Source organism: Brasilonema angustatum, from assembly GCF_059505445.1.
Window position 1 is genome coordinate 3,933 of the sequence record NZ_JCACKO010000071.1, and the last position, 20,950, is coordinate 24,882.

The following is a 20,950-nucleotide window of genomic DNA, read 5'->3' on the forward strand; positions in this document are numbered from 1 at the left end:
AGAAAGGAAAAATGGGAATTACTAAAACCAAACCGGTTTACTCTTTGCTGTCGCTAATTTTGATGGAGTAAACCAAAGTAGACCAGCTAGAAACCAAACTACAAAGGAAAAGCAGGAATTACTAAAATGGTTCAATTACCAATAGACCAAAACGCAAGCGTTAGAAAACCATTGACCGTCAGATATCAATTTTGATATCGGCGCACGAAATTCTAAGTATTAAGAGGTATTTATGACTCAAGGAAAACTAGAAGTCGTTGTCAAAATCAATGAACTTCCACAAGCCAAGACTGTAGAGAACGGGTGGCAGCAATTTGAAATTGACTGCGATGGACGTGTTATTACTATTACCGTCAAGCCCAAGGTGTGGAAAAAGTTAACCGACGCCCAAGCCAACTATCCTCAGTGGGTAGCCAGCATCACTGGTAAGATGGGTGACACAACAGGGAACGGATTTGTTCTGCTGGAACCAAATATTCAAACCTTTGAGAAGAAACCTAAAGCTGAGGCGGCTGCAGTTTGATTGCAGCCGCCTCAACATCTAAGATTTATGAAACCTGGAAATTTATCACCAGGTTCCATAATAAAAGAACAATACACCTGATACTTATTTATGGTAAACACTCCTCCCACTAATGGCGACAATTCACCCGAATCGGGTGAACCATTAAAAAAACCTGTCAAACGGACAAAGAAGTCCGCACAGTTACTCGAAATCAAGTCCAAAAAAACTGATGACTCAGTAACAGAGCCAGCTATACCTGCTGTTACACAATTAACAGAGCCATCACCACCAGAAGCAACCCCAGAAAAACCACCAGAAGTTTTAGCACAAGTAAATACTCCAGAAAAACCACCAGAAGTTTCAGCACAAGTAAATACTCCAGAAGCCCCACCAGAAGCAAGCACCCCAGAGACAGTATCAAAAGAAACGGTTAAAGAAGAGAAAAAGCAGGAAATAGAAATCCCCCCCGGAACCATCTTCCAAGCTGTTGGCGTTATTCGAGGGGATGTGACCTTTACTACCGAAAACGAAAAAACAGTAGCCAGTATCACTATTGGTGCAAAGGAATACCCACTCTTCTACGCACCCAAGAAGCAACGTGCATATGATGCACTAAAAAAAGAAATAGAAGCGACAGGAGATCGCACTCAGCGAGTAGTAGTTTACCCACGGTTTACCCACTTCCCCGGAAGAGATCAGCAACCTAACGTCGGTTTTCAACTCGTTGGTTTTGACAAAGGACGAGAGGAACAAGAAAAAGACGTACCATCAAAAGAACTTCAAGATTTGGAGTTTAAACTCTGTGGCTTGTGGCAGTTCATCCCTGTGTGTAGAACTCCATGTATCTCAATTTTCCGAAATTTTACCAAAGAACGGCTTGAACACGTCAAGCAATCAGAACCAGCGAAAAAAGTGAAATTCATGAAAGCATCTCACCTGCCGCTGTTCTGGAGGGATGCGCCAGTTCCACCGTTTCGGTTCAACCCGAAAGCAACAAAAGAAGAACAGGGTAGACCAGTCTTTGTCCAAGTCAAAGCAAGATTTCAGCCATCGCGCAATGCATTTGAATTCGACTCACTGTTAGGAGTGCCACTGGAGAAACCGCCCAAATTCTTAAAAGTAAGCAAGGACGACAAGGCAACAGCAATGGCAGAAAAGAAAGCGGCTGATAGAGCTGCAGGTAGGGATACGCGACCACCAAGAAGCGACAATCCACCGTTTAAGCCAAGAGGTGACTTCAAGCCAAGGGCAAGTTCCGCACCTTTGGATATGCCGAAGCCAAAACCAAAGCCAAAGCAGTAAATCTTTAACCAAGAACTCAGGAGTCATGAGTCAGGAGTCAGGAGGAAGACAAAAAATAGAACGAATCGTCGAACTAATCTTCTGTACAAATGACTCCGAGTCACTCGCCCTAAGCCCTGCGGGCACGCTACACTTGAAGCCAAGGAGGACAAATGACCAACGCAGGACAACCACCAAGCATTGAAGAACGACTCAGCCGCTTAGAAACTCTGTTTGCCAACGTTGGCGAAGCAGTGCTAGCCCAGAGTGCTAACATCAACGCCCAAAGCAACACCATTGATGTTCTGGTTGCTAACATCCAGCAGTTAACCGAAAATGTCGCAGCAGTAAACCAAAGAGTAGACGCACTAACTACCAATGTTGCTGAAGTAACCAACCGAGTAGATATCTTAGCCACACAAGCAGAACTTGACCGAGCGCAAGCAGCCCAAGACAGGCAGCAAGCAGCCATTGACCGCCAAGAATTCCGAAACGAAATTCAGCGTATTTGGGAATATCTGCTCAGACAAGGAGGTAACGGAAATACACCCATCTGACGAGGTCTTTCAACTATTGACATTACTTTCCATGTTCCGAATGTTTGCTCTCGAAAGTGATGTCATTTGGCTGATTGTGGAAAAACCGGATAGTAAACAGTACTTTTCCACAGACTTCTGTGCGATGGGTAACCCGCAAAAAAAGCTTACACAGGAAATCTTTCCGAAATCTGCGATAAGCCCGCTTGCTGACGCTAGCCCCGATAGCGGAAGCGTGCCCGTAGTCTTTGGGGGCGCACTCAAAGGACGCGTATCGCTTCCCTTGAAGATTTGCTTTTAAGCACTTTGCGCCAGGGAATGCGCTTGCATTCGTTACCCGCGCGTTGAAGCAGTTCACGCTTACTCGTTTGGGTAAGCTTGCGGCGGCGCTGCCACGCCCTTGCCGCTTGCTCTCACGCGCTACTTCGGTTATTTGTTTCCTCCTCGGTTGTTTCTGCGCGGTTCGCTGCGCTCCCGCGCCGCCGCTACGCTACCCCGGCAGAAGAAGAAAAGAAGGTGTTATCAGCGTGTTATCTCTGCGTTTGCGTCATTCACTCACAAAAACTATTAATTTAACGTGTATACGTGCTATAATAATAGCATAAAATTCCTCAAGTTTCATGCTTACATCAGCTTTTTCCCACTTTCACACCTTCGGTTTTTCTGGCTCTCGTCATCTGCCTGCGTCTTCCTCTGCGCTGTCTTCCGCTGCCTTGGCGGTTCCAATCGGTGCTCAGGTTTTTGTTGGGTGCGCTCGTGGCGTTGATGAGTTTTTTCGTTCTCAGTTCCCTGGTGCGCGGGTCTTCTCTGTTGCTTCTGGTCAGTTTGGCTTAGGTCGTGCTGCTTTTGCTCGTCGCTCGGTGGCTTTTGTTCTGGCGCTCTTGGCAGCTGATGGTGTGCTGGTTTCTTTCCCTTCGTCGCCGTGTCCGGCTGGCTTGGTTCCGTCCTCATCTTCCTCGCGTTGCTTCGCTGGTTTTGGTTCTGGCAGTTGGTCCACTCTAGCTTTTTGTGTTGGGCTTGGCTTGCCGTGTTTTGTTTTCCTTGGTTCACTGCCTTGTCCGGTTGGTTGGGGCTTGGTTTCTTTGTCTGGTGCTCCTGGCTGGTTTCAGTTTTCTCCTGCGTTGGTCGCTCCCGCGCCAGTTCAGTTGTCGCTTTTCTAGTTTTCGTGGCGGTTGCGTTGCCCGCCACGAAACCAAACAAAAAGGGGTGAAGCATTCAAAAAGCTTTACCCCTTTCTCTTTGGTGTATTTCTTTTTCAAATTATGGCTGCAATTGGTTTAGAATGATGTCTCTGCACTGCTCTGAGCAGCGATCTCCAAAGAAATTTCTAATAGCCGTTAGCTCCTCCTCAGTTACCCGAATACTCAAGACTTTGTTCCGAGCAGGTCTTCCGTCGTTCGTGAATTGATGCTCTCTCAAATTTGGGTTACCTCCTGGTCTACCTCTCCCCATACTATTTAGCTCCTTTGCGACATAAGTAAATCATATCACAAATTTGTTGCATATACGAGTATTCACGCTATAATAGAGGAGTGAGTAAAACGTGTTCGACCAAAACACCATGAAAACTAAAAACCTGACCCCAGCAATTATTTACATTGATGTAATCAAGGATTTTGTTGAAATCGTAGGCGCTTGCATTGAAAACATCGAACAAAAATCATTTGTTCGCCTTGTTTGTGTTTCTCAAAGCACTGGTGCAACCATTTTGATGAATCCCGATGATTTATCTGTTTACTTTAACCGCACCAACACAGTTCCATTCTAAAAAGCCCTTGGGGGAGCGTCTCTCCCCCTTTAAGGACTTGTTTCTAATTCAACTACTTTAAGGATAGATCAAAATGCCTCGTAATATCGCAAAAGCTCACGCAAAACCCAACCGCACCTATTCACAGTTTCATCAGATGCTTTTAGGACACAAGGAAGGCGACCATTATGCACTTCACCACCTTTACAACGTAGAAGCTACTCGCGTTTTACTTCAAAAGTGGGGATGGAGTACCGAAGATATTAAAATCGGCTGTGAACATATCACCATAGATGTGATGAAACACAGTGTATATCTGCATATCCCCAACAAAATCGTTAAACGCGGTGAAACAATTAAAATTAAGGGCTTGAGCCGCCACGTTAGCAAAGGCGACTATGTGCAGGTATTAATTGATAAAGCAAAAACCAAATCAGACCCCTATAAACTGCAATTGGGAGATGACTGGAATAGATTTATCGCTTTGGGTAACACGGGTGACTTCTACGAGGTGGAAATGAGAGAAGATGAGGCGACTTGTACTTGTCACGCCTATCGAGGATTAATGAATGCTTTTGAACAAGATGCGATCGCCTACAAAATTTTACTTAAGCACCCAGTAACTAGAGGACAATTGCCAGATAAACACATCTTTGCGGTGTGGAAGTATCTAAGCGCTGAAACTTTCAACCAATATCAGCACGTGCGACAGCAAAGATATGACTCATTCTTAGAGGAAACTAACCGACATGGACTAAGGCTCAACCAATATGCTGGTTATGACGAGGGTGAGGAAACTGGATTTTAGTTAAATATTGGGTAGCCGGTCACGTGTTCGACCAAGAAACCTGACCCGCTACTTGAGAAAATCCTAGCACAAAAAAAATTCTCTTGGATTAGAAGACAAAAACGCGCTAGGCGCGGCGCAGCCGCGCTTGAAGTGAACTTAAACGAAGCAAATAACTAATGTAGCGCGTGTTGCGCCGTGGGCTGGTTTGGAAAGCGCGTTTTTGTCTTCTCTTTTTGTCAACGTTTTGGTAACAAATTCTTAAATGGTTTTTCCTATGATATCCATCAGAAAGAATGCAGCCTTTGCTGTATCAATGCTTGACCGCTTTTCTGTTTCGTTAGACAATGTAAGTGTTCTACGAATAAAAAATGCTCCAGCTAGCTCTAAACTAGCTAGAGCGTCAGGATATTCCCTTGTCTTAATAAAGCCTTGGGGATATCCTTATATTTACCTAAAAAAAGCCAAAAAATTCATGAGATGTCAAACCTCACTTATTATCAGCTTAACTTGTTCTTATCTTACAATCTCCGGGTATCAAATCAGTATATTAATTGCTGATGTGTCAAAAGGTAAGTACAAAAGTCACACGAAGTTAATAAAAAAGCTGATGACAGCGCCACCAGCCTTGAGAAATAACTTGTTTTATATATTCTTTTGCTCAAAATGGCGCTTCATACTCGATTTGTTGATTAATCCAGGTTTTGAAATAGTACAAACAACCTAATCAATCAGAATCAATTAAGCCAAGCCTAATCAAACTTGGATTAAATAATCTTTTTTAACATAAAAAGTGCTTTCCAGTGCAGAAAAAAGACTTAATGCTGGTTTGAAGGCAAGTACACGTGAGTAGTTCACTGCGTTTTGTGCAAATCTTTCATAAATTATGGCAGACCCTCAACCTAAAAAGCAAGTATTTAATATTTACACAGAAGAAAATCTTGATGTATTGAGTGATGGCACATTAAATCGCTCCGAAGTCAAAATTTTCTTATACTTGCTTCTTATCAATAAATTTGCAGGTGACGACCAGTTACCCAACTTAGTAAAGACAGGTGCGATATTAACTGATTTAGCGCTAAGCCGCTCAACTTATTACAGAGCGATTGCACGGCTCAAGGATTTAAAAGCAATTCCTCTAAGAATTTTGTTGGTAATGCCAAGACAATCAGAAACTTATCGCAATTACAAGAAGTTAATAAAAGACGGGCTGCATTTAAGACTGGGAGGACAAAAAGACTTCGTGACCGTTACGGGTAAGTTAGACCTGCTAACAGAAACTGAGCTTATCCAAGTTGGCGGATTGGAAAACTGGAAAACGACTCTCAGCCGGATTCTTCCTATAGGTGCTCTATTTCCTCAGCACAAGAAACGGATACATCTTTATGGTGACACCAGCCAGATATCAAAGTTAGACCGGATAAAACAAGCTTGTGAACCCTTTGACGTACTCGTATCAGGTGAGGAGGTCTAAGGATATGGAAAGCGACTATCTGTTGACTAGCAAAGCAGCTAAGAAACTAATACAAGCAAACCTAACCGCGACCGAGTGGCGTGTTTGGTGTTATCTCAACACGTTTGAAGGACAACACCAGGTAACCATTGATGATTTAATGACCAATTGCAATGTAAGTAAGTCGAGCGCCTACAAAGCAGTAGAAAAACTCAAGCAACAACAATTGTTTAGTTTCAATAAGCACTATCTTTGTAAAAATCTTCGCGGAGAACAGGGGGTTTAAGTGACTAACGAGAAGTTTATCAAAATTAATGAGCAATTAGCAAACGATTTGATTGATTATGACCTGACGGCGGCTGAGTACAGGATATGGATTTTCCTGGCAAAGCAAGACCCCTTTGGCGATCGCTACCAAAACATTGAACCACTAGAAATAATGCAGCGTTGTCGTGTAAGCAAGGCTACTCTGTACAGAGCGATGGCAAAACTGCAAGAGCTTGAACTGTATGACTTCCAGACGGTCGGAGTAAGTGGAAGGAACTTAAGAGGTGTAACCAGTCTCAAAAATGAGACAGAGTTGAACAAAAATGAGACAGAGTTAAACAAAAATGAGACAGAAAAATCATTTTTGTCATCCGAAAATCAAAAATGCGAAAATGAAGCGCCAAAATTGCCTCCAGCAAAAGATTTTGAATCGCCTAAGACTATACAGACTTATACAGACTTAAAAGACACTACAGACGGCGCTCAAAGCGCAAATCAAGAAGGTGGTGTTATGGAAATTTTTGAAAAATACAAAGAAACACTCGGTAAGCATGGTGTGTATCTGCTTACTTACCAAAATGATGTTCTTCAACTCAACCCAAAAGTAGAAGTTGTTATTCAAGAGGCAGGCAAGCTGCCAAGGGAAAAGGTTGAACCCACGATTAAGACTTTCATAGGTTGGCTCAAAAAAAGCGAAAACGTGAAAGAACCCTACAGAGCGATGTTTAAAGCTTTCAAGGATAAATGGGAGGAATTATGATACAAAACGAGTTATTTAGTTTGGGCAATTATTCCGCCCCAGCCAGGAGCAAGAGAAAAAAATATTCAGCGTATGCAGCTGATCCAGCTTGGGAAGATGGCACGGCATACCCTGAAATTGCAAAAACTAACTTTGATGATAACGATGGCTTAATTTCTGGTATTAACCAGGAATGCGATCGCTCTCAAGAAAATAATACCGCTTGCGCTTTCTTAGAGGAAACCGCAAAGACAAGCGATGGCGATGATGAGAATGAGTGCGAGCGCTCTCAAGAAAATAATACCGCTTGCGCTTTCTTAGAGGAAACAAGTGATATCAGCGATGATGACCGTTCTCAGGAAAATCATACCGTTTCTGTTTTCTTAGAGGAAACGAGTGATATCAGCGATGATGACCATTCTCAGGAAAATAATACCGCTTGCGCTTTCTTAGAGGAAACAAGTGATATCAGCGATGATGACCGTTCTCAGGAAAATCATACCGTTTCTGTTTTCTTAGAGGAAACGAGTGATATCAGCGATGATGACCATTCTCAGGAAAATAATACCGCTTGCGCTTTCTTAGAGGAAACGAGTGATATCAGCGATGATGACAGGTGGAATCCTAAAGACTTCAATAGTACAGGCGTATTCCAGAAGGAACAGGATGGACAGTTGCTCATCTTCTTGGATTCTAGCGAAGAAGCACCAGACCCAGACGATTATCCAAACTTAAACGAATACGAACAGGCATGGAAGGAATGGAAGGACAAAGAAGACTCAAGCAATTTGATTTGTGCTCAGGAATTGGTGCAGGATACTGTTTCGCAGGTGCTGCCCTTGGATTGCAACTCGTTGGAGTTGCCGAAATCGACGACTACTGCTGTGGAATCCTTGCAAAACGATACCCAGGCGTCGAAAACTTCGGAGACATCGCCAAGCTTGAGTCACTGCCAGAAGCAGACATCATCTCCTGTTCCACTCCATGCCCCCCATTTAGTATCAGAGGAATGCGACTCGGTGCAGACGACGAGAGAGACTGCTTCCCCTTTGTTGTCAAAATCGTCGAGCGAGTTAGACCAAAGTATTGTGTCATTGAAAACGTCCCAGGCTTGCTCAATTGTCCCCTCCGACCAGGAGCCAAAGAACTCTACATTAATCGATTGGCGGAAATCTTCGACACGCTCGGATATCGACTTGAGGGTGCTTTGGTTTCCGGTGGCAGTGTTGGAAGTCGATTTGTCAGACAAAGATTGCTATTGGTTGCCGTCGCCAACAGCATACAGTTCAGTGAAATCCCGTCCCCCTGGATTGAACAAATTAGAGCAGCACTTGAGACAAACAGGACACTTGGAGCGGGGACAAGTAATAAACCCTCAATTCTTAGAGGAATCGCTAGGAATTCCAACCGACTGGACCGACCCAACCAACTCTCTTACAGCTTGGGACTTCCTAAAGGCGATCGCATCATCCGACGACGACGCGAAGCCCTCGGTAACACTTTTGACCCAAGACTTGCCGCTATCGGACTCCACAGAGTTTTATACCTCGAAAGCATCAGTAGATGAACGACGTGCTAGAGGTTGTCTATACAAGTATCTAGAAAACAAAACCCTGAAGAATGGGTTGATTGTCACTTATCCGCGAATTGATGGTGAACGTGACGAAAATGATGTTACTCATTGGCGATGGGGTTTTAACTGGGAAGAAAAAGTAAACGGTGAATGGAGAAACAGAAGTCTTGGGTGTATACCTCACCGAGTTCTATCAATGATAAGAGCTATGCAAAAGCTTGATACTCCATTAGATAAAACTATTGAGTTCATCAAGAATTCTAAGGGTAGGAAAAGGGCTAACCCGTTGTAATTGGCTTATTTCTCTTGGTTGTGTGTATAAAAAACACATAAAGTCGAAGAGGGTGCAACTCAGTAGCACCCTTGCACCCTTGAACAAGGTGCTTGTTCACAACTACACCAGTAAATACCTTAGTCATGAACAACTGCTGAGGAATCCAAAAGAATTGAAAACTTGAAGAATGAACTCTTCTTAAAGCTTGACAATAATTTTTAAAAATGCTATCAGGTAGATACCTTTTCTAGCTATTGAAAATAAGGCTCATGCTTTACGCGACTACTCCCACTAGTCGTTTTTTTATATGATGGTTAGTGACAAGTATTTTTCTTGTAATTCTGTTATTTGGCATGGATTCAGCGATTGTGTAATGCGATCGCTTTTATTATGTAACTAGTAGATTATTGCTATTTATGGAGTGCGATCGCTTTGCTGTGATCGCTTTTGTTTTACAAACATTCCTTGTTAAGTCATGACTACCAAGAAACTAATATTTTGCAGTGTTGACAATACCTTGACTTTCTCCAAAAGCGGAAAATCATTTAAGCAGTCTCCAGCTAAAGAGGATATAAAACTTATTCCAGGAGTGCAGGCGGGGGTAGAATCATTTAAGTTGCATGGGTACGACATAGTTGGGATAAGTAATCAAAGCTGTGTACCAATTCTTAAATCTCCGTTGGAGTGCATTGAAGAGATGCAGGCAACCATGAACCTTTTACCCCAGGTTAGTAAAATTTACTTTGCCCCAAGCGACGGCGAGGAGGTGTATAAAGTTCTTCCCCATTCGTTTGTCTACTCTAGACGTGGTAATCAAAACTCTTTTAGAAAACCTGAGCTTGGAATGATTCAGAAAGCGCTTGAAGAATACGGGCGCTTAGACGACATATGGTTTATTGGTGACTTGTTGCACGATGAGCAGTGTGCAGCAAATGCCAAGATTGATTATTTACCTGCAAAAGTGTGGCACGCCAAATTTTCAGGTAACTGGAAAGAAAATGTGTACTGTCTTAACGACAAGCAAGCTCAATTTTTAGAGAATGTTAGTATTTCTTGTATCTAAAAGTTAACTTAGATGTGGGGGGACTCTCCAGACGCATCATAGTTCCTCTTTTTTTGTTTGAAAACAAAAAGTAAGACTTTCCTCTAAGAAAATCTCCCGCGAACTTAGTTTCCTCTAAGAATATGTTGAAGAGTGCTTTTTTAGGCTCGTCAGTGATAAATCAGACTTTCCTCTAAGAAAATCTTTCATGAACGCAGTTTCTTACAGCAAGACTTTCCTCTAAGAAAATCTCTTGCAAGCTTGGTTTCCTCTAAGAATATGTTAAAGAGTGTTTTTTATGAGCTTGTCAATCAGAATTTAGACTTTCCTCTAAGAAAATCTGTTAAAAACTCAGTTTCCTCTAAGAATATGTTGAAGAGTACTTTTTTAGGCTTGTCGTTGAATTTCATGTCTATTTTGATGGTATATAAAGCTTTAGAGCATATCTGAGTGGAATCAGTCCAACACAAAAGGAATTAGTAAAGCGATCGCGACCATTCACACGCGATCGCATTTTTGTTATTGGACTTAAAAGTAAACTCCTTATGGAGAGTACCAGCGCTACTATTTTACCAATAAAAAAACAACCGTTAAGGAGTCACGGCTGTGGTTCAAAGGAGCGTTAATTGAATTGGGTTGTAGACGAGCAAAATAGTATTGCTTCAACACAATGGTAAACTTTGATAGTAAAAAATACCACATCGCCTAGAGTTATTAGTACAAATAAACTAAGCAAACTGACGTCATATGCTTGCTTTATCAATTGCTTTTGCGATTGTGCAGTGTTTTTATATGGTCTACCCTAAAGTAGACCTCTAAAACTTTTCAGTTATCCAAAATAAAAGCCGTTATATTTAACGCCCAACAGCGTTAATACTTTGAGCCATCAGGTCAACGTTTTAGCTCTTTGGCGGACTTCCTGCACCACCCAGCTTATTTATAATTTTTAACTTGACTGGCGTTAAGCGTCATTATCTGCCAAAAATGTCATATTTTCTGTCATATTTTCACGGATAAGTTTTGTAATGTCATGATCAACTCCTAAGCTAAGTTCAGCAATTTTCAAAGCTTTTTGGTATAGTAGTTGAGCTTCACTGTACCGTTCTTGGTCACGGTAGAGATTAGCCAAGTTGTTGTAAGTGGTGGCGATCTGAGGATGCTTTTCTCCCAGTAAGCGTTGCCTTAGTTCTAAAGCTTTTCGGTAGAGTGGTTCAGCTTCACTGTACCGTTTTTGGTCTGAGTAGACTGCTGCCAGGTTGTTGTAAGTGGTGGCAACATTGGGATGCTCTTCTCCCAGTAAGTGTTGATAAAGTTCCAATGCTTTTATGAACAGTGGTTCAGCTTCACTGTACCGATCTTGGTCTGAGTAGAGTCCTGCCAGGTTGTTGTAAGTCTCGGCAACATTGGGATGCTCTTCTCCCCGGCGTAGCCTGAGTTCCAATGCTTTTCGGTAGAGTGGTTCAGCTTCACTGTACCGTTTTTGGCCACGGTAGAGATTAGCCAAATTGTTGAAAGTAGTGGCAACATCGGGATGCTCTTCTCCCCGGCGTAGCCTGAGTTCCAATGCTTTAATGTACAATGGTTCAGCTTCGTTGTACCGTCCAAGCGATTGGTAGACTGCTGCTAAGTTGTTGTAACTGGTAGTGACATGGGGATGCTCTTCTCCCAGCAGGTGTAGCCTGAGTTCCAATGCTTTTTTGTACAGTAGTTCAGCTTCGTTGTACAGTCCTTGTTCACAGTAGAGTACTCCCAAGTTGTTATAACTGGTGGCAACATGGGGATGCTCTTCTCCCAAGCGATTTTTTGCAACTGATAAACATTGCTCTAACCAAGGTAAAGCTTGTGCATAAGCTCCTTGACCTTGAAAAAATCGACTTAAGGCCCTAAAAGGCATAATTAAATCTTCATCACTTAACCAATTATTGTAAACAGTGGCAACTTCAGCAAGGTGGGGGATAACAATAGTGGATGTAGTAATTTCTTGTAATATAAGGCTTTGAGGAATTTTCTCCGCAACAGCAACCATTGCAACGCAGTAATTATATTTTTGTTCTTCTTTAACAGCTAAGTTATTTTGCTTGTCTCTGAGAAACTCTTGAATCAGTGGATGTAACTGATAACTATCTTCACCCATAAGCAAGTGCAAGTTTTCTAATTCAACTCTGGCATCTTCCAGTTCTTCTGCGTCTTGCTCAGGGGCAGCACTTTCTACCAGCGACCAAGGAAACGGAGCCAAAGCAAATAAACTGAGCAGACACCCTAGCTTTTGAGCATCTTTACTTAATTCTTCCCAACTCAACTCAAAGGCAGCTTCAACTCCACGCTTAATATTTAACGCCAAAGTACGATCATTGCTATCACGTACCAAAGATTCATGACTTAACTTTTTTTCCTTTAACCTCCGCAGCATTTCTGCTAAGGACAGTTTCCGCTTCTTAACATACCGTCCTACTAGATTTAGCGCTAGAGGCAAATAGCCCAGCCATTGACAAAGTTCTTTGGCATCTGCCAATTCCTGTTTAATTTTTGAAGCCTCAATCCACCCCTCAAGAAGTTCAATTGCTGCCGACTCACTTAACACATCTAAGATAAATCTAGATGACTCAGTCAGGTCGTCTAACTGCAAGCGTGTCGTAATTAGCACCTTAAAACGGGGTGATTGCGGTGGTAGGTATGGCTCCACCTTCTGGTAATCGTTGACATCATCCAGCACGACTAGCACATTTCCCTGATACCAACGTGACCAGCACCAACGTGTTTGCTGTTGTAAATCTAAATTATCTGGAGGTTGCAAGCCTAAGTCTGTCATGGCAAACTGCACAATTTGCAAACCAATATCTTCATCTCTAGCTCGTAACCAGCAAATACCACCCGTATAGGTGCTAACTAGCAAGTGAATTAGTGCATACTGGGTGGCTAACTCCGTTTTCCCAACTCCACCCATGCCCTCAATAGCAGCAAGCACTATCTGATTGTTCTGTTGCAACATTTGGTGCAGCCTCTCTAGTGCCTCGGCACGACCCACAAACTTAATCGTGCCACTGCGGGGAACATTTTGAGGAATCTCAGTCGGCTTGAAAGAATCAATCTGTTTGATAACAACTATTAAATTTAGGATTTGGGTAATATCCCCTGTAGTCAGATTGCCACCTATCTGAACATTCTGGAGAATGCTCTGCAAAATTTCTTCTGGACTTAGGTGCTCGCTCATGTCTCTAGCTTTCCTGAGTTAAGTTACCCAACTCAATGTTTGTTGCTTTCACCTGCTTGAGCATTTCCTGCTCAACTGAACCACTTCGTATAGCTTTCTGGCTTATGTCTTTCGTTTTCAAATCGCCACCTAATTCAATCCCACTTAGAACTACCTGACGTATCCTTTCATCCTGTGCTTGTAGTTGCTGGACTAATTCTTTAAGTTTGTTAGCAAAGGCCTCATCTGTATCGATTTGAGTTTGCAGTACATTTTGAAAAATAGTCTTATTCGTTTCTGTTGGTTGTTTCTGTGCTTGTGTCAATATTCCATCTATATTATGTGCTTGAAACTTTTCCCGAATAGTATTTACCAACTGAGTAAATGTATCGGTCACACCTTTACCTAACGTTTTTCCTCCTTCTTTGACTGCTTCAGAGAAAAATAAGGATACAATCACTGCTGCCGTTAGAGGTTCCACCATCAGCTTGCACTTAAATTTAGTATTAATAGTGATATATACAAACTTACTGTACAACTTTTTGGATTTCTCGGCATATTTATCATACAAGTCTTGGGTCGCGCTACACCAAATCCGACTAACGTGGAATATACCCTGACAAGCGGGTTATTTTCGACGGTGAGCGCACCTCGCTTGTCGAAAATAACCCGCAACCATGAAGCCAATTAAAATAAACGTGCTTAAAGATATTTTGTAAATCCCAACAAATAACCGTATGTTGGGGTGCGATTCGTTGTTAGCCGAATCTCGGTAATTAATCCGTAAATAAGATAACCATCTGATAACAGATGAACTCCAGAAGAGATGGAGTGAAAACCCTCCCCTCCAAATTCAGGGGTGGGTTGAGTCGATGGCAGGTAGTCGGGTAAGGTTCGAGCGTCGCTGCTCTCCCCTCCCCGCGCGAACCGTGCATGAAACTTTCGCGCTCACACGGCTTAAGTCCTACTTCAAGTTAAGTACTCTCATTGAAGTAGAGCAAAAATTTATCGAATGACATTAATTTGTCACAGTGACAGACAATTAGCCACCGTACAAATAAAAAAAATCACCTTGTGGTGATTTCGTTCACTCCTCAATCTTTGAGATGCTCACACAGTCGTAACTTGATACAACTGCGTAACTTCAGCCTGGGTTAACGCTCTTGAATACCACACGACATCATCTATATAGTTGTTCCAAGAAGCATTTCCAAATCCCATCAATCCAATAAATACTGTGCTGTTTGTTGAGTCTGGTGCATAAGTGAGATTATTCTCAGTCATGACCAGCGCACCGTTTACATAAAGCTTGAATGCACCATTCTCAAAGGTGCTTGCCACGTGTACCCACTGGTTCAACGGAATTACCCAATCATATGTAGCTATCCAATCGTAGTTACTCCACAGTGCAAACGAATGATCTTCATTCACCATCAAGTTGTGACGGTTGGCTTCTGTTCCTGTCTCTGCTCCAAACAAAGCAGACCAATCAAAATATTCTGTGATTTTTATCCAAGCGCTTCTGGTGTATGCAGCTGGTTGTGGTTGATTGTACACAACAAAACCACTATTCTCACCAAGTTTGACTGTGTTGCCGTGCCCACTATTGGTGACACTGGTAATTGAGTCCCCTGTTGTTGCAACTGGTCCATAGCTTCCAGAGTTTGTTTGCAGTTCACCTGGGTCAAACTTTAACCAAATGGTGTGATTGGTTGGGATTGTTGGGGTGTTGTTACCACCACTAGCGCTACCACTACCACTACCACTAGCGTTACCACCGCTACTCGCAGCTGTCGTGCTACCGTAAGCCGTGTTAGATGGTTTCAAGTCACCGCCGCCTTCAGAGTAAACATATACTTCATACTCTGTGCTAGCACTCAAGCCAGTAACGACAGCTGGTGAAGTTGCTGGATTCTTTTCTGAGTAAGCAACACCGCTATTCTTCACACGATACATAACACGCCAGTTTGTTGCAGCAACTCCTGAGCTTGGCTGTGTCCAAGTCACCCGAATTTTCGATGAGTCGATTGCTGTGACTGTAACACCTGTTGGTGCCCTCAGTGCATTTGATGGTGGAGGTGGGTTGTAAACTGCTGACCAAGTAGCCGTGAGATTTGACGTGCTAATATCAATAATGCCTTTTGCTTTGATTCTTCTAAGGTTTTTATAGAAGTTAGCTAGAGTAACACCGTTGAGCGTTGAAAACAAAGATGGTTCAACCGGACTGTTGTACTTCCAGAGTTGATACATCATTTTGCCTTCTGCGCTCATCAATGCACCAGCGTAATCAATTTCTGCGGTGCCAAGTGTTGACAAGGTTTTTAACCAAACTACGTTGATTGAATCCGCTTGGTAAGTTGTCATCACTTTGGCAGTAACCAAGTCAGCAGCTGCACCAAGTGCATTATCAGCGTCAAGTCCCCACTCGTCACCAATTTCTGCAAGGTCGGCTTGGATGGGCGATCGCAATTCCAAGAAAGCGTTGAGAATCCAGAAGAAGTAAGCTTCATTGGATAAACCCAAGGCAAACAAAGATTTTAAATCAGCTTCCGTAGTCTCACTGGGGTTGTGTGTAGCTGTAGCTGTCCATACCAAAGATGGATTAGCAGAATAAAAGGTATCTAATCTGTCAGCTTCATACGCTTTTTTCAAAACACCAGGTAAATATCTAAGCAGGTCATCAGTTGTAACTTTCCATCTGGTACGAAAAGCGTCATCGATGACAACTGTCTCAGCGTTCAGTCTGGAAGATTCGCCTTGCAGTGCATTGAAGATATGAGTTGATGAACTGATAGTATCTTGCGATCGCAGTATCTCTGCTTCTGACAATGCATCTGGTTCATTAGAAAATCTCACCGTTACGTTAGGAAACGGATTGATTTTGACCAGTCCCTTTTGCCATAGTGCTGCCGCAACGTTAAATAAATCAGCACTTATTTGAGTACCAGAGTAAACATTGCTGTCAAGCGTTACTGGTCCGGTTGGGTTCAGCTTGCGTAACTTGAGGTAAGAAAAAAGATTGACATCCAACACGCCAGCCTTAAACAGGCTGGTCATATGTTGAGTCAAGTCTACAGAAGAGTTCATATGACCAAAGTAAAAAAGAAGGGGTGTAAGGGTGTAAGGGTGTAGGGGTGTAAGGGTATAAGGGTATAAGGGTATAAGGGTGTAGGGGGGGGGGAGCAATCGGTTGGGGTCTAAAACCCCATTGCACTCTTAGGGGTGTACATTTTCAAGTCTTTCCCCTACACCCCCACACCTCTATACCCAGGAGCGAAGCGATAATTAAATCAACCAAACTACGCTAATTGTGGTTAAGTCCAAAGTAATGACTTTCGACTTATCACTATTTGTTTTCTGGCTGATGTTTCCCAGTTCCTGTAACAGAGTGCTACCGTCAATCGTCCAAGGGTTGGCAGCATAAGTCGCTGGGTTAACTGCTTGAGTTGCATTGTTTGCTGTCTTATTCAGCAACAGTGCATAGTACACATAGCTGGTTGTATTGATGAGTCCTTCCTTCTTCATGCTCAGGACTTCACTTTGGCTTATGGTCGTAGCTTCAGCAGTGTCACCCCAAATAATAGATAAAGATGTTGGCGTGACTTTCAAAACTTTCTTAGTCTCAAGTTGCTGCAAGTAACGAAGTAAATCTGTGTTGGTTACGCCCCAATCCATTTGAAACTGGTCAGTATCAATATTTTGAGTACTGTTGGCTGGGTCTTTCTCGTACTTCAGAGCCAAGTATGCATAATCTAAGGTTGATGCAATCTTGTAAGTTTTTAGGTTAGTAATTGCAGCTTTGTCAAGCGTAATTGCTGGCATGTTGTAAAAAACTTGGTGTATAATATAATTTCCTAAATTGAATACACCTTATATAAATCAGCGATCGCTCTCAAATGGTTGCTGATTTATGCTTTCAGTTTACATTCTAGTAGTATTCTGTATTGAATGTAATCAGGTAGATGCAAAAAACTGGTTAAAGCCCACTTCCTCGAAATCCTCTAAGAATTAAGTCCTAGTTCATCTGCTGGCAATACTGCTGTTGCATATTTATAAGAATTGTTCGTTACATATCGGCGATCGCTTTTGTTGTAAAGCATAAATTGCTTGTGACCTGTGATGGACTGACCAACCAAACAGCCCGCGCTATTCTTTCCAACTTCCGGCATGGAGAATCCGTGATGTTGATTGGCTCCAATGTTGGCGTTTGTGACTTCATCACCCTTTCTAAAACCGTCCTCATTGTCGTCTCTGTAAAATTCCACATCTGCACACTGAACAAGTGCTTCATATGGATTGCGCGAGCCATGCATCCCAACTGACCAAGCCCAATACTGACCGAAAGCAATTCGAGCAGCACCACCAGGACTCATTCGGTGATAAGTGTAATATGCCCCTGGTTCACTGGTAGCTGCCCACGTATCCACTAATCTAGCGCTACCATTATGCTCGACTTGAAACAAAGCGCGGGTATCGTTCCATTCATCAAGTCTGTCAATGTTTGGCGTGCCGTCTGGATACATGCCCTCAACGTAAACAATGTTAAATACGTTGGTGCCGCGAGCTATCCAATAGTTCTTTTTTTCGTAATATCTGATTACTTTCTCCAACCATCCACTTGCTTTTATCTCCGGGGGACTTCCCAGCTTCTCCAACAGAGCAATAGAAGTCTCATTGAGAATTCCATCAGTTACAGATGACTTGAGTAACTTCTGTATTTCAGATAAAGCGCTCTTGCTCCAGTTCCCCCACTTGCCGTCTGCGGGAGGGTCTAATACACCCCATTCAACAAGCTTCTTTTGTGCTTCGATGTTTGTCATTGTCTAATAGATGCGCTCGCACTCAAACTATCTCCACATGTTAATCAATGCATCAATAAACTAGGAAAAGTGAGACGTATACATTCAACTTAAAAGCTTCTTTAAACTTCTGAGTTAACTTTAAACCACCGACTTACTGCTGTGTCCAATATTGTTGATAATCGTCATTGCTCCAAAAACAATAACTATCGATATCACCCCACCAAATATGATTATGCTTGTTGTGGTTTGGTAGCTAGTTTCTAGCTCATCTAGCCTCTTTTCCAAAAGCCCGTCCTCAATCACTTTTATCTCTCGTATCTTGTTTAAAACTTCATCCATTAGGATTTTACCTTTACTGCTAGAAACAATTGTGTAAACTTCTTCAACTTTTCCAGACTCCTTTAACTCAGCAACATTTCGGAGAACTGCAAGACGCTTTTCAATAACTTTGTAAAGACTTTGAACTTTCTTAAACTGGCTAGAGTTATCAATTACAAGACCCGACAAATACGACTCACTTAAGTAAACACGCTCAATCGCAATATAAGTTTCTGTGAGATATTGTGATTTTCCTGTGAGCAAGTAACCCCTTTGACTACTTTCAGCGCTGATTAAATCAGTCTTAAGCGCGTCTAAACTTTCTTTTGTTAAATAAGTATGCTTGACCCATGTAACCGCGTTGTTTAGCTTATTTAAGCTATTGTAAGAACAGATCGCAATTGCAATCAGTAAAGACAAGCCAATACCAAATTCTAGTATTGCTTTCTTCCGAATTATCACAGAAGGCATATTCTTTTGTCTCCAATTATTTAAGCTTAACTATTATTTTATGACTCCTGAACTAATAAGAGCACTTACCCCATGCATGGGCATAGTTGCAGGCACAATTATTTTATCTGTGGCACTTTGCACAGGTGCATCTGGTGAACGTCTGACGATTGCTAGTGCGATCGCAACCGCAAGTATTAGCGGTGGTGTGGGATTAGCTCAGCGTGGAAAAGATAAGGACGATGATTAACAGTAGAAGTCGGGGGAAAAGGTCAATGCCTGGAGGACAGGGAAAAGGTTAAAGGTTAAGGGGGAAAGGGAAACCAATACAGTTTAGTTAAGGAAATTATCCGTGCCTTTTTTCAAAAAAAAGTTATAAAAAGCGCACTTTTGTCTAAAAACCTGGTATGAGTATTTAAAGACGGTAATTTGACGACTCCTCTTACAATACTGTTTTTAAACATGGAACAAGTGCGTCACCCACTCTTTCTCCTCACCTTACCCCTTGCAGCTGTATTCAGCTTGACCTACTTTACCGTAGCCAAAGCACAAATTACTCCTGATAACACGCTGGGCGCGGAGAACTCCCGTGTCACACAGGATGTGATTAAGGGCATCCCTAGCGACAGGATTGATGGGGGCGCAAAGCGTGGGGCGAACCTGTTTCATAGTTTTCAGGAATTTAATATCAATGCTGGTAGAGGAGCTTATTTTTCCAATCCAGCGGGGATTGCAAACATACTCACCAGAGTGACTGGGGGGAATATCTCGAACATTCAAGGTGTTTTGGGTGTGTTGGGCAAAGCGAACTTGTTTTTTATCAACCCGAATGGAATTATCTTCGGACGAAATGCGCGGTTGGATGTAGGTGGTTCTTTTTTGGGAAGTACGGCAAATAGTTTGCTGTTTAAGAATAATTTTGAGTTTAGTGCAACGAATCCCCAAGCACCACCATTGTTAACGATAACTGCTCCAGTTGGGTTGAGCTATCGGGAGAATTTCAAAAATATCAGCAATCAGTCGAGGGCTGTTGATAATAATGGCAATGTTGTTAATGGTCTTACTGTTCCAGAAGGAAATTCATTAGCACTGGTGGGTGGTAACGTCAACTTAGATGGTGGAATACTGTTTGCACCAGGAGGACGAGTTGAGTTAGGAGGATTGTCTGCTGCTGGGACGATAGAACTCAATGGTGATGGAAGTTTGAGTTTTCCTGTGGGAGTGCAAAGAGCGGATGTATCGCTGACGAATGCTGCGCTCGTTGATGTTAGCTCAGGTGGGGGCGGTAGTATTGCAGTTAATGCCCGTAATTTAGAGATGACGGGAGGAAGTTTGCTTCAGGCTGGAATAGGAGATGGTTTGGGGACAGTTGATACTCAAGCAGGAAACATTTCGGTTAATGCCACAGGAGCAATAAACCTTAACAACAGTCGAATTGCTAATCAGGTGGGATCAAGAGCAAATGGACAGGGAGGTGATGTCAATATCAGTGCTAGCAGCTTGCGGCTTGAGGGTGGGGCACAGGTAAGTACTAGTACTTACGGTGCGGGCAAGGGGGGTAGTTTGACTGTTGATACCCAAGATGTGCAATTGATTGGTAGAAGCGTTGATAGTCGGTTTGGCAGTAGCTTGGGTGCTTCTGCACAGCAAAACTCAACAGGGGATGCAGGTGATTTGATAATCAAAACCAATTCCTTGCTAGTGCGAGATGGAGCAGTGGTAAATACTAGCACTTTCGGTGCGGGTAAGGGGGCAAATATAAGGGTTGATGCCCAAGATGTGCAACTGATTGGTACAGGCGCTAATGGTCGCTTTCCTAGTAGCTTGAGTGCTGATGCACAGCGAAACTCAATAGGGAATGCGGGTGATATTACTATCAAAACCAATACTTTGCTCGTGCGAGATGGGGCACAGGTAAGTACTACTACTTCCGGTGCGGGCAAGGGGGGTAGTTTGACTGTTGATGCCCAAGATGTGCAACTGATT

Annotated in this window: 21 protein-coding genes; 15 read left to right on the forward strand and 6 right to left on the reverse strand. The window is 42.7% G+C overall.

The features are described from left to right. Positions 1 to 232: 232 nt before the first annotated feature. The 13 genes from AC5JM2_RS14050 to AC5JM2_RS14110 all read left to right on the forward strand — a co-directional run bounded on the left by AC5JM2_RS14050 (position 233) and on the right by AC5JM2_RS14110 (position 10,225). Entirely contained in the window at positions 233 to 523 is a 291-nt protein-coding gene (locus AC5JM2_RS14050; protein ID WP_495835489.1) for a fertility inhibition FinO-like protein, read from the forward strand. Positions 524 to 613: 90 nt separating this feature from the next. Continuing rightward, positions 614 to 1,807 (forward strand): hypothetical protein, encoded by a 1,194-nt coding sequence (locus tag AC5JM2_RS14055; protein WP_495835490.1) that lies wholly within the window; start codon positions 614 to 616, stop codon positions 1,805 to 1,807. Positions 1,808 to 1,959: 152 nt separating this feature from the next. Further along, complete coding sequence (locus AC5JM2_RS14060; protein ID WP_495835491.1) at positions 1,960 to 2,343, forward strand: hypothetical protein; 384 nt, start codon at positions 1,960 to 1,962, stop codon at positions 2,341 to 2,343. A gap of 31 nt (positions 2,344 to 2,374) precedes the next feature. Further along, entirely contained in the window at positions 2,375 to 2,623 is a 249-nt protein-coding gene (locus AC5JM2_RS14065; RefSeq protein WP_495835492.1) for a hypothetical protein, read from the forward strand. Positions 2,624 to 2,942: 319 nt separating this feature from the next. Beyond that, positions 2,943 to 3,482 carry a hypothetical protein gene (locus AC5JM2_RS14070; protein WP_495835493.1) on the forward strand — a complete coding sequence of 180 codons (540 nt, stop codon included), beginning with the start codon at positions 2,943 to 2,945 and terminating at the stop codon, positions 3,480 to 3,482. A gap of 383 nt (positions 3,483 to 3,865) precedes the next feature. Continuing rightward, positions 3,866 to 4,090, forward strand: coding sequence for a hypothetical protein (locus AC5JM2_RS14075; RefSeq protein ID WP_495835494.1), 225 nt, complete (start codon positions 3,866 to 3,868; stop codon positions 4,088 to 4,090). Positions 4,091 to 4,163: 73 nt separating this feature from the next. Continuing rightward, the gene (locus tag AC5JM2_RS14080) at positions 4,164 to 4,877 is read left to right on the forward strand and encodes a hypothetical protein (RefSeq protein ID WP_495835495.1); all 714 of its coding nucleotides are present in this window, start codon (positions 4,164 to 4,166) and stop codon (positions 4,875 to 4,877) included. A 256-nt stretch (positions 4,878 to 5,133) separates the two neighbouring features. Further along, positions 5,134 to 5,583 carry a hypothetical protein gene (locus tag AC5JM2_RS14085; RefSeq protein ID WP_495835496.1) on the forward strand — a complete coding sequence of 150 codons (450 nt, stop codon included), beginning with the start codon at positions 5,134 to 5,136 and terminating at the stop codon, positions 5,581 to 5,583. A gap of 159 nt (positions 5,584 to 5,742) precedes the next feature. Continuing rightward, complete coding sequence (locus tag AC5JM2_RS14090; protein ID WP_495835497.1) at positions 5,743 to 6,330, forward strand: hypothetical protein; 588 nt, start codon at positions 5,743 to 5,745, stop codon at positions 6,328 to 6,330. Positions 6,331 to 6,334: 4 nt separating this feature from the next. Further along, the gene (locus tag AC5JM2_RS14095; RefSeq protein ID WP_495835498.1) at positions 6,335 to 6,595 is read left to right on the forward strand and encodes a hypothetical protein; all 261 of its coding nucleotides are present in this window, start codon (positions 6,335 to 6,337) and stop codon (positions 6,593 to 6,595) included. Then, positions 6,596 to 7,336, forward strand: coding sequence for a winged helix DNA-binding protein (locus AC5JM2_RS14100; protein ID WP_495835499.1), 741 nt, complete (start codon positions 6,596 to 6,598; stop codon positions 7,334 to 7,336). A gap of 739 nt (positions 7,337 to 8,075) precedes the next feature. Further along, positions 8,076 to 8,882, forward strand: coding sequence for a DNA cytosine methyltransferase (locus AC5JM2_RS14105; RefSeq protein WP_495835509.1), 807 nt, complete (start codon positions 8,076 to 8,078; stop codon positions 8,880 to 8,882). A gap of 755 nt (positions 8,883 to 9,637) precedes the next feature. Beyond that, positions 9,638 to 10,225, forward strand: coding sequence for an HAD-IIIA family hydrolase (locus AC5JM2_RS14110; RefSeq protein ID WP_495835500.1), 588 nt, complete (start codon positions 9,638 to 9,640; stop codon positions 10,223 to 10,225). A 940-nt stretch (positions 10,226 to 11,165) separates the two neighbouring features. Here the strand turns inward: AC5JM2_RS14110 and AC5JM2_RS14115 are convergent. From AC5JM2_RS14115 to AC5JM2_RS14140, 6 genes are all read right to left on the reverse strand, one after another. Continuing rightward, the gene (locus AC5JM2_RS14115; RefSeq protein WP_495835501.1) at positions 11,166 to 13,415 is read right to left on the reverse strand and encodes a tetratricopeptide repeat protein; all 2,250 of its coding nucleotides are present in this window, start codon (positions 13,413 to 13,415) and stop codon (positions 11,166 to 11,168) included. A gap of 4 nt (positions 13,416 to 13,419) precedes the next feature. Beyond that, the gene (locus AC5JM2_RS14120; RefSeq protein ID WP_495835502.1) at positions 13,420 to 13,878 is read right to left on the reverse strand and encodes a hypothetical protein; all 459 of its coding nucleotides are present in this window, start codon (positions 13,876 to 13,878) and stop codon (positions 13,420 to 13,422) included. A gap of 626 nt (positions 13,879 to 14,504) precedes the next feature. Further along, on the reverse strand, positions 14,505 to 16,481 hold the full coding sequence (locus AC5JM2_RS14125; RefSeq protein WP_495835503.1) for a LamG-like jellyroll fold domain-containing protein: 1,977 nt from the start codon (positions 16,479 to 16,481) through the stop codon (positions 14,505 to 14,507). 198 nt (positions 16,482 to 16,679) lie between these two features. After that, positions 16,680 to 17,216, reverse strand: a complete 537-nt coding sequence (locus AC5JM2_RS14130) for a hypothetical protein (protein ID WP_495835504.1) — start codon at positions 17,214 to 17,216, stop codon at positions 16,680 to 16,682. 179 nt (positions 17,217 to 17,395) lie between these two features. Further along, positions 17,396 to 18,214 (reverse strand): peptidoglycan-binding protein, encoded by an 819-nt coding sequence (locus tag AC5JM2_RS14135; RefSeq protein WP_495835505.1) that lies wholly within the window; start codon positions 18,212 to 18,214, stop codon positions 17,396 to 17,398. 120 nt (positions 18,215 to 18,334) lie between these two features. Then, positions 18,335 to 18,985, reverse strand: a complete 651-nt coding sequence (locus AC5JM2_RS14140) for a CHASE3 domain-containing protein (protein WP_495835506.1) — start codon at positions 18,983 to 18,985, stop codon at positions 18,335 to 18,337. A 40-nt stretch (positions 18,986 to 19,025) separates the two neighbouring features. On the opposite strand from AC5JM2_RS14140, the gene AC5JM2_RS14145 reads away from it, so the two are divergent. Together AC5JM2_RS14145 and AC5JM2_RS14150 are read left to right on the forward strand one after the other, a co-directional pair. Continuing rightward, on the forward strand, positions 19,026 to 19,214 hold the full coding sequence (locus tag AC5JM2_RS14145) for a hypothetical protein (protein ID WP_495835507.1): 189 nt from the start codon (positions 19,026 to 19,028) through the stop codon (positions 19,212 to 19,214). Between the two features lie 212 nt (positions 19,215 to 19,426). Next, on the forward strand, positions 19,427 to 20,950 hold a 1,524-nt coding region (locus tag AC5JM2_RS14150), incomplete at its 3' end, for a two-partner secretion domain-containing protein (protein WP_495835508.1).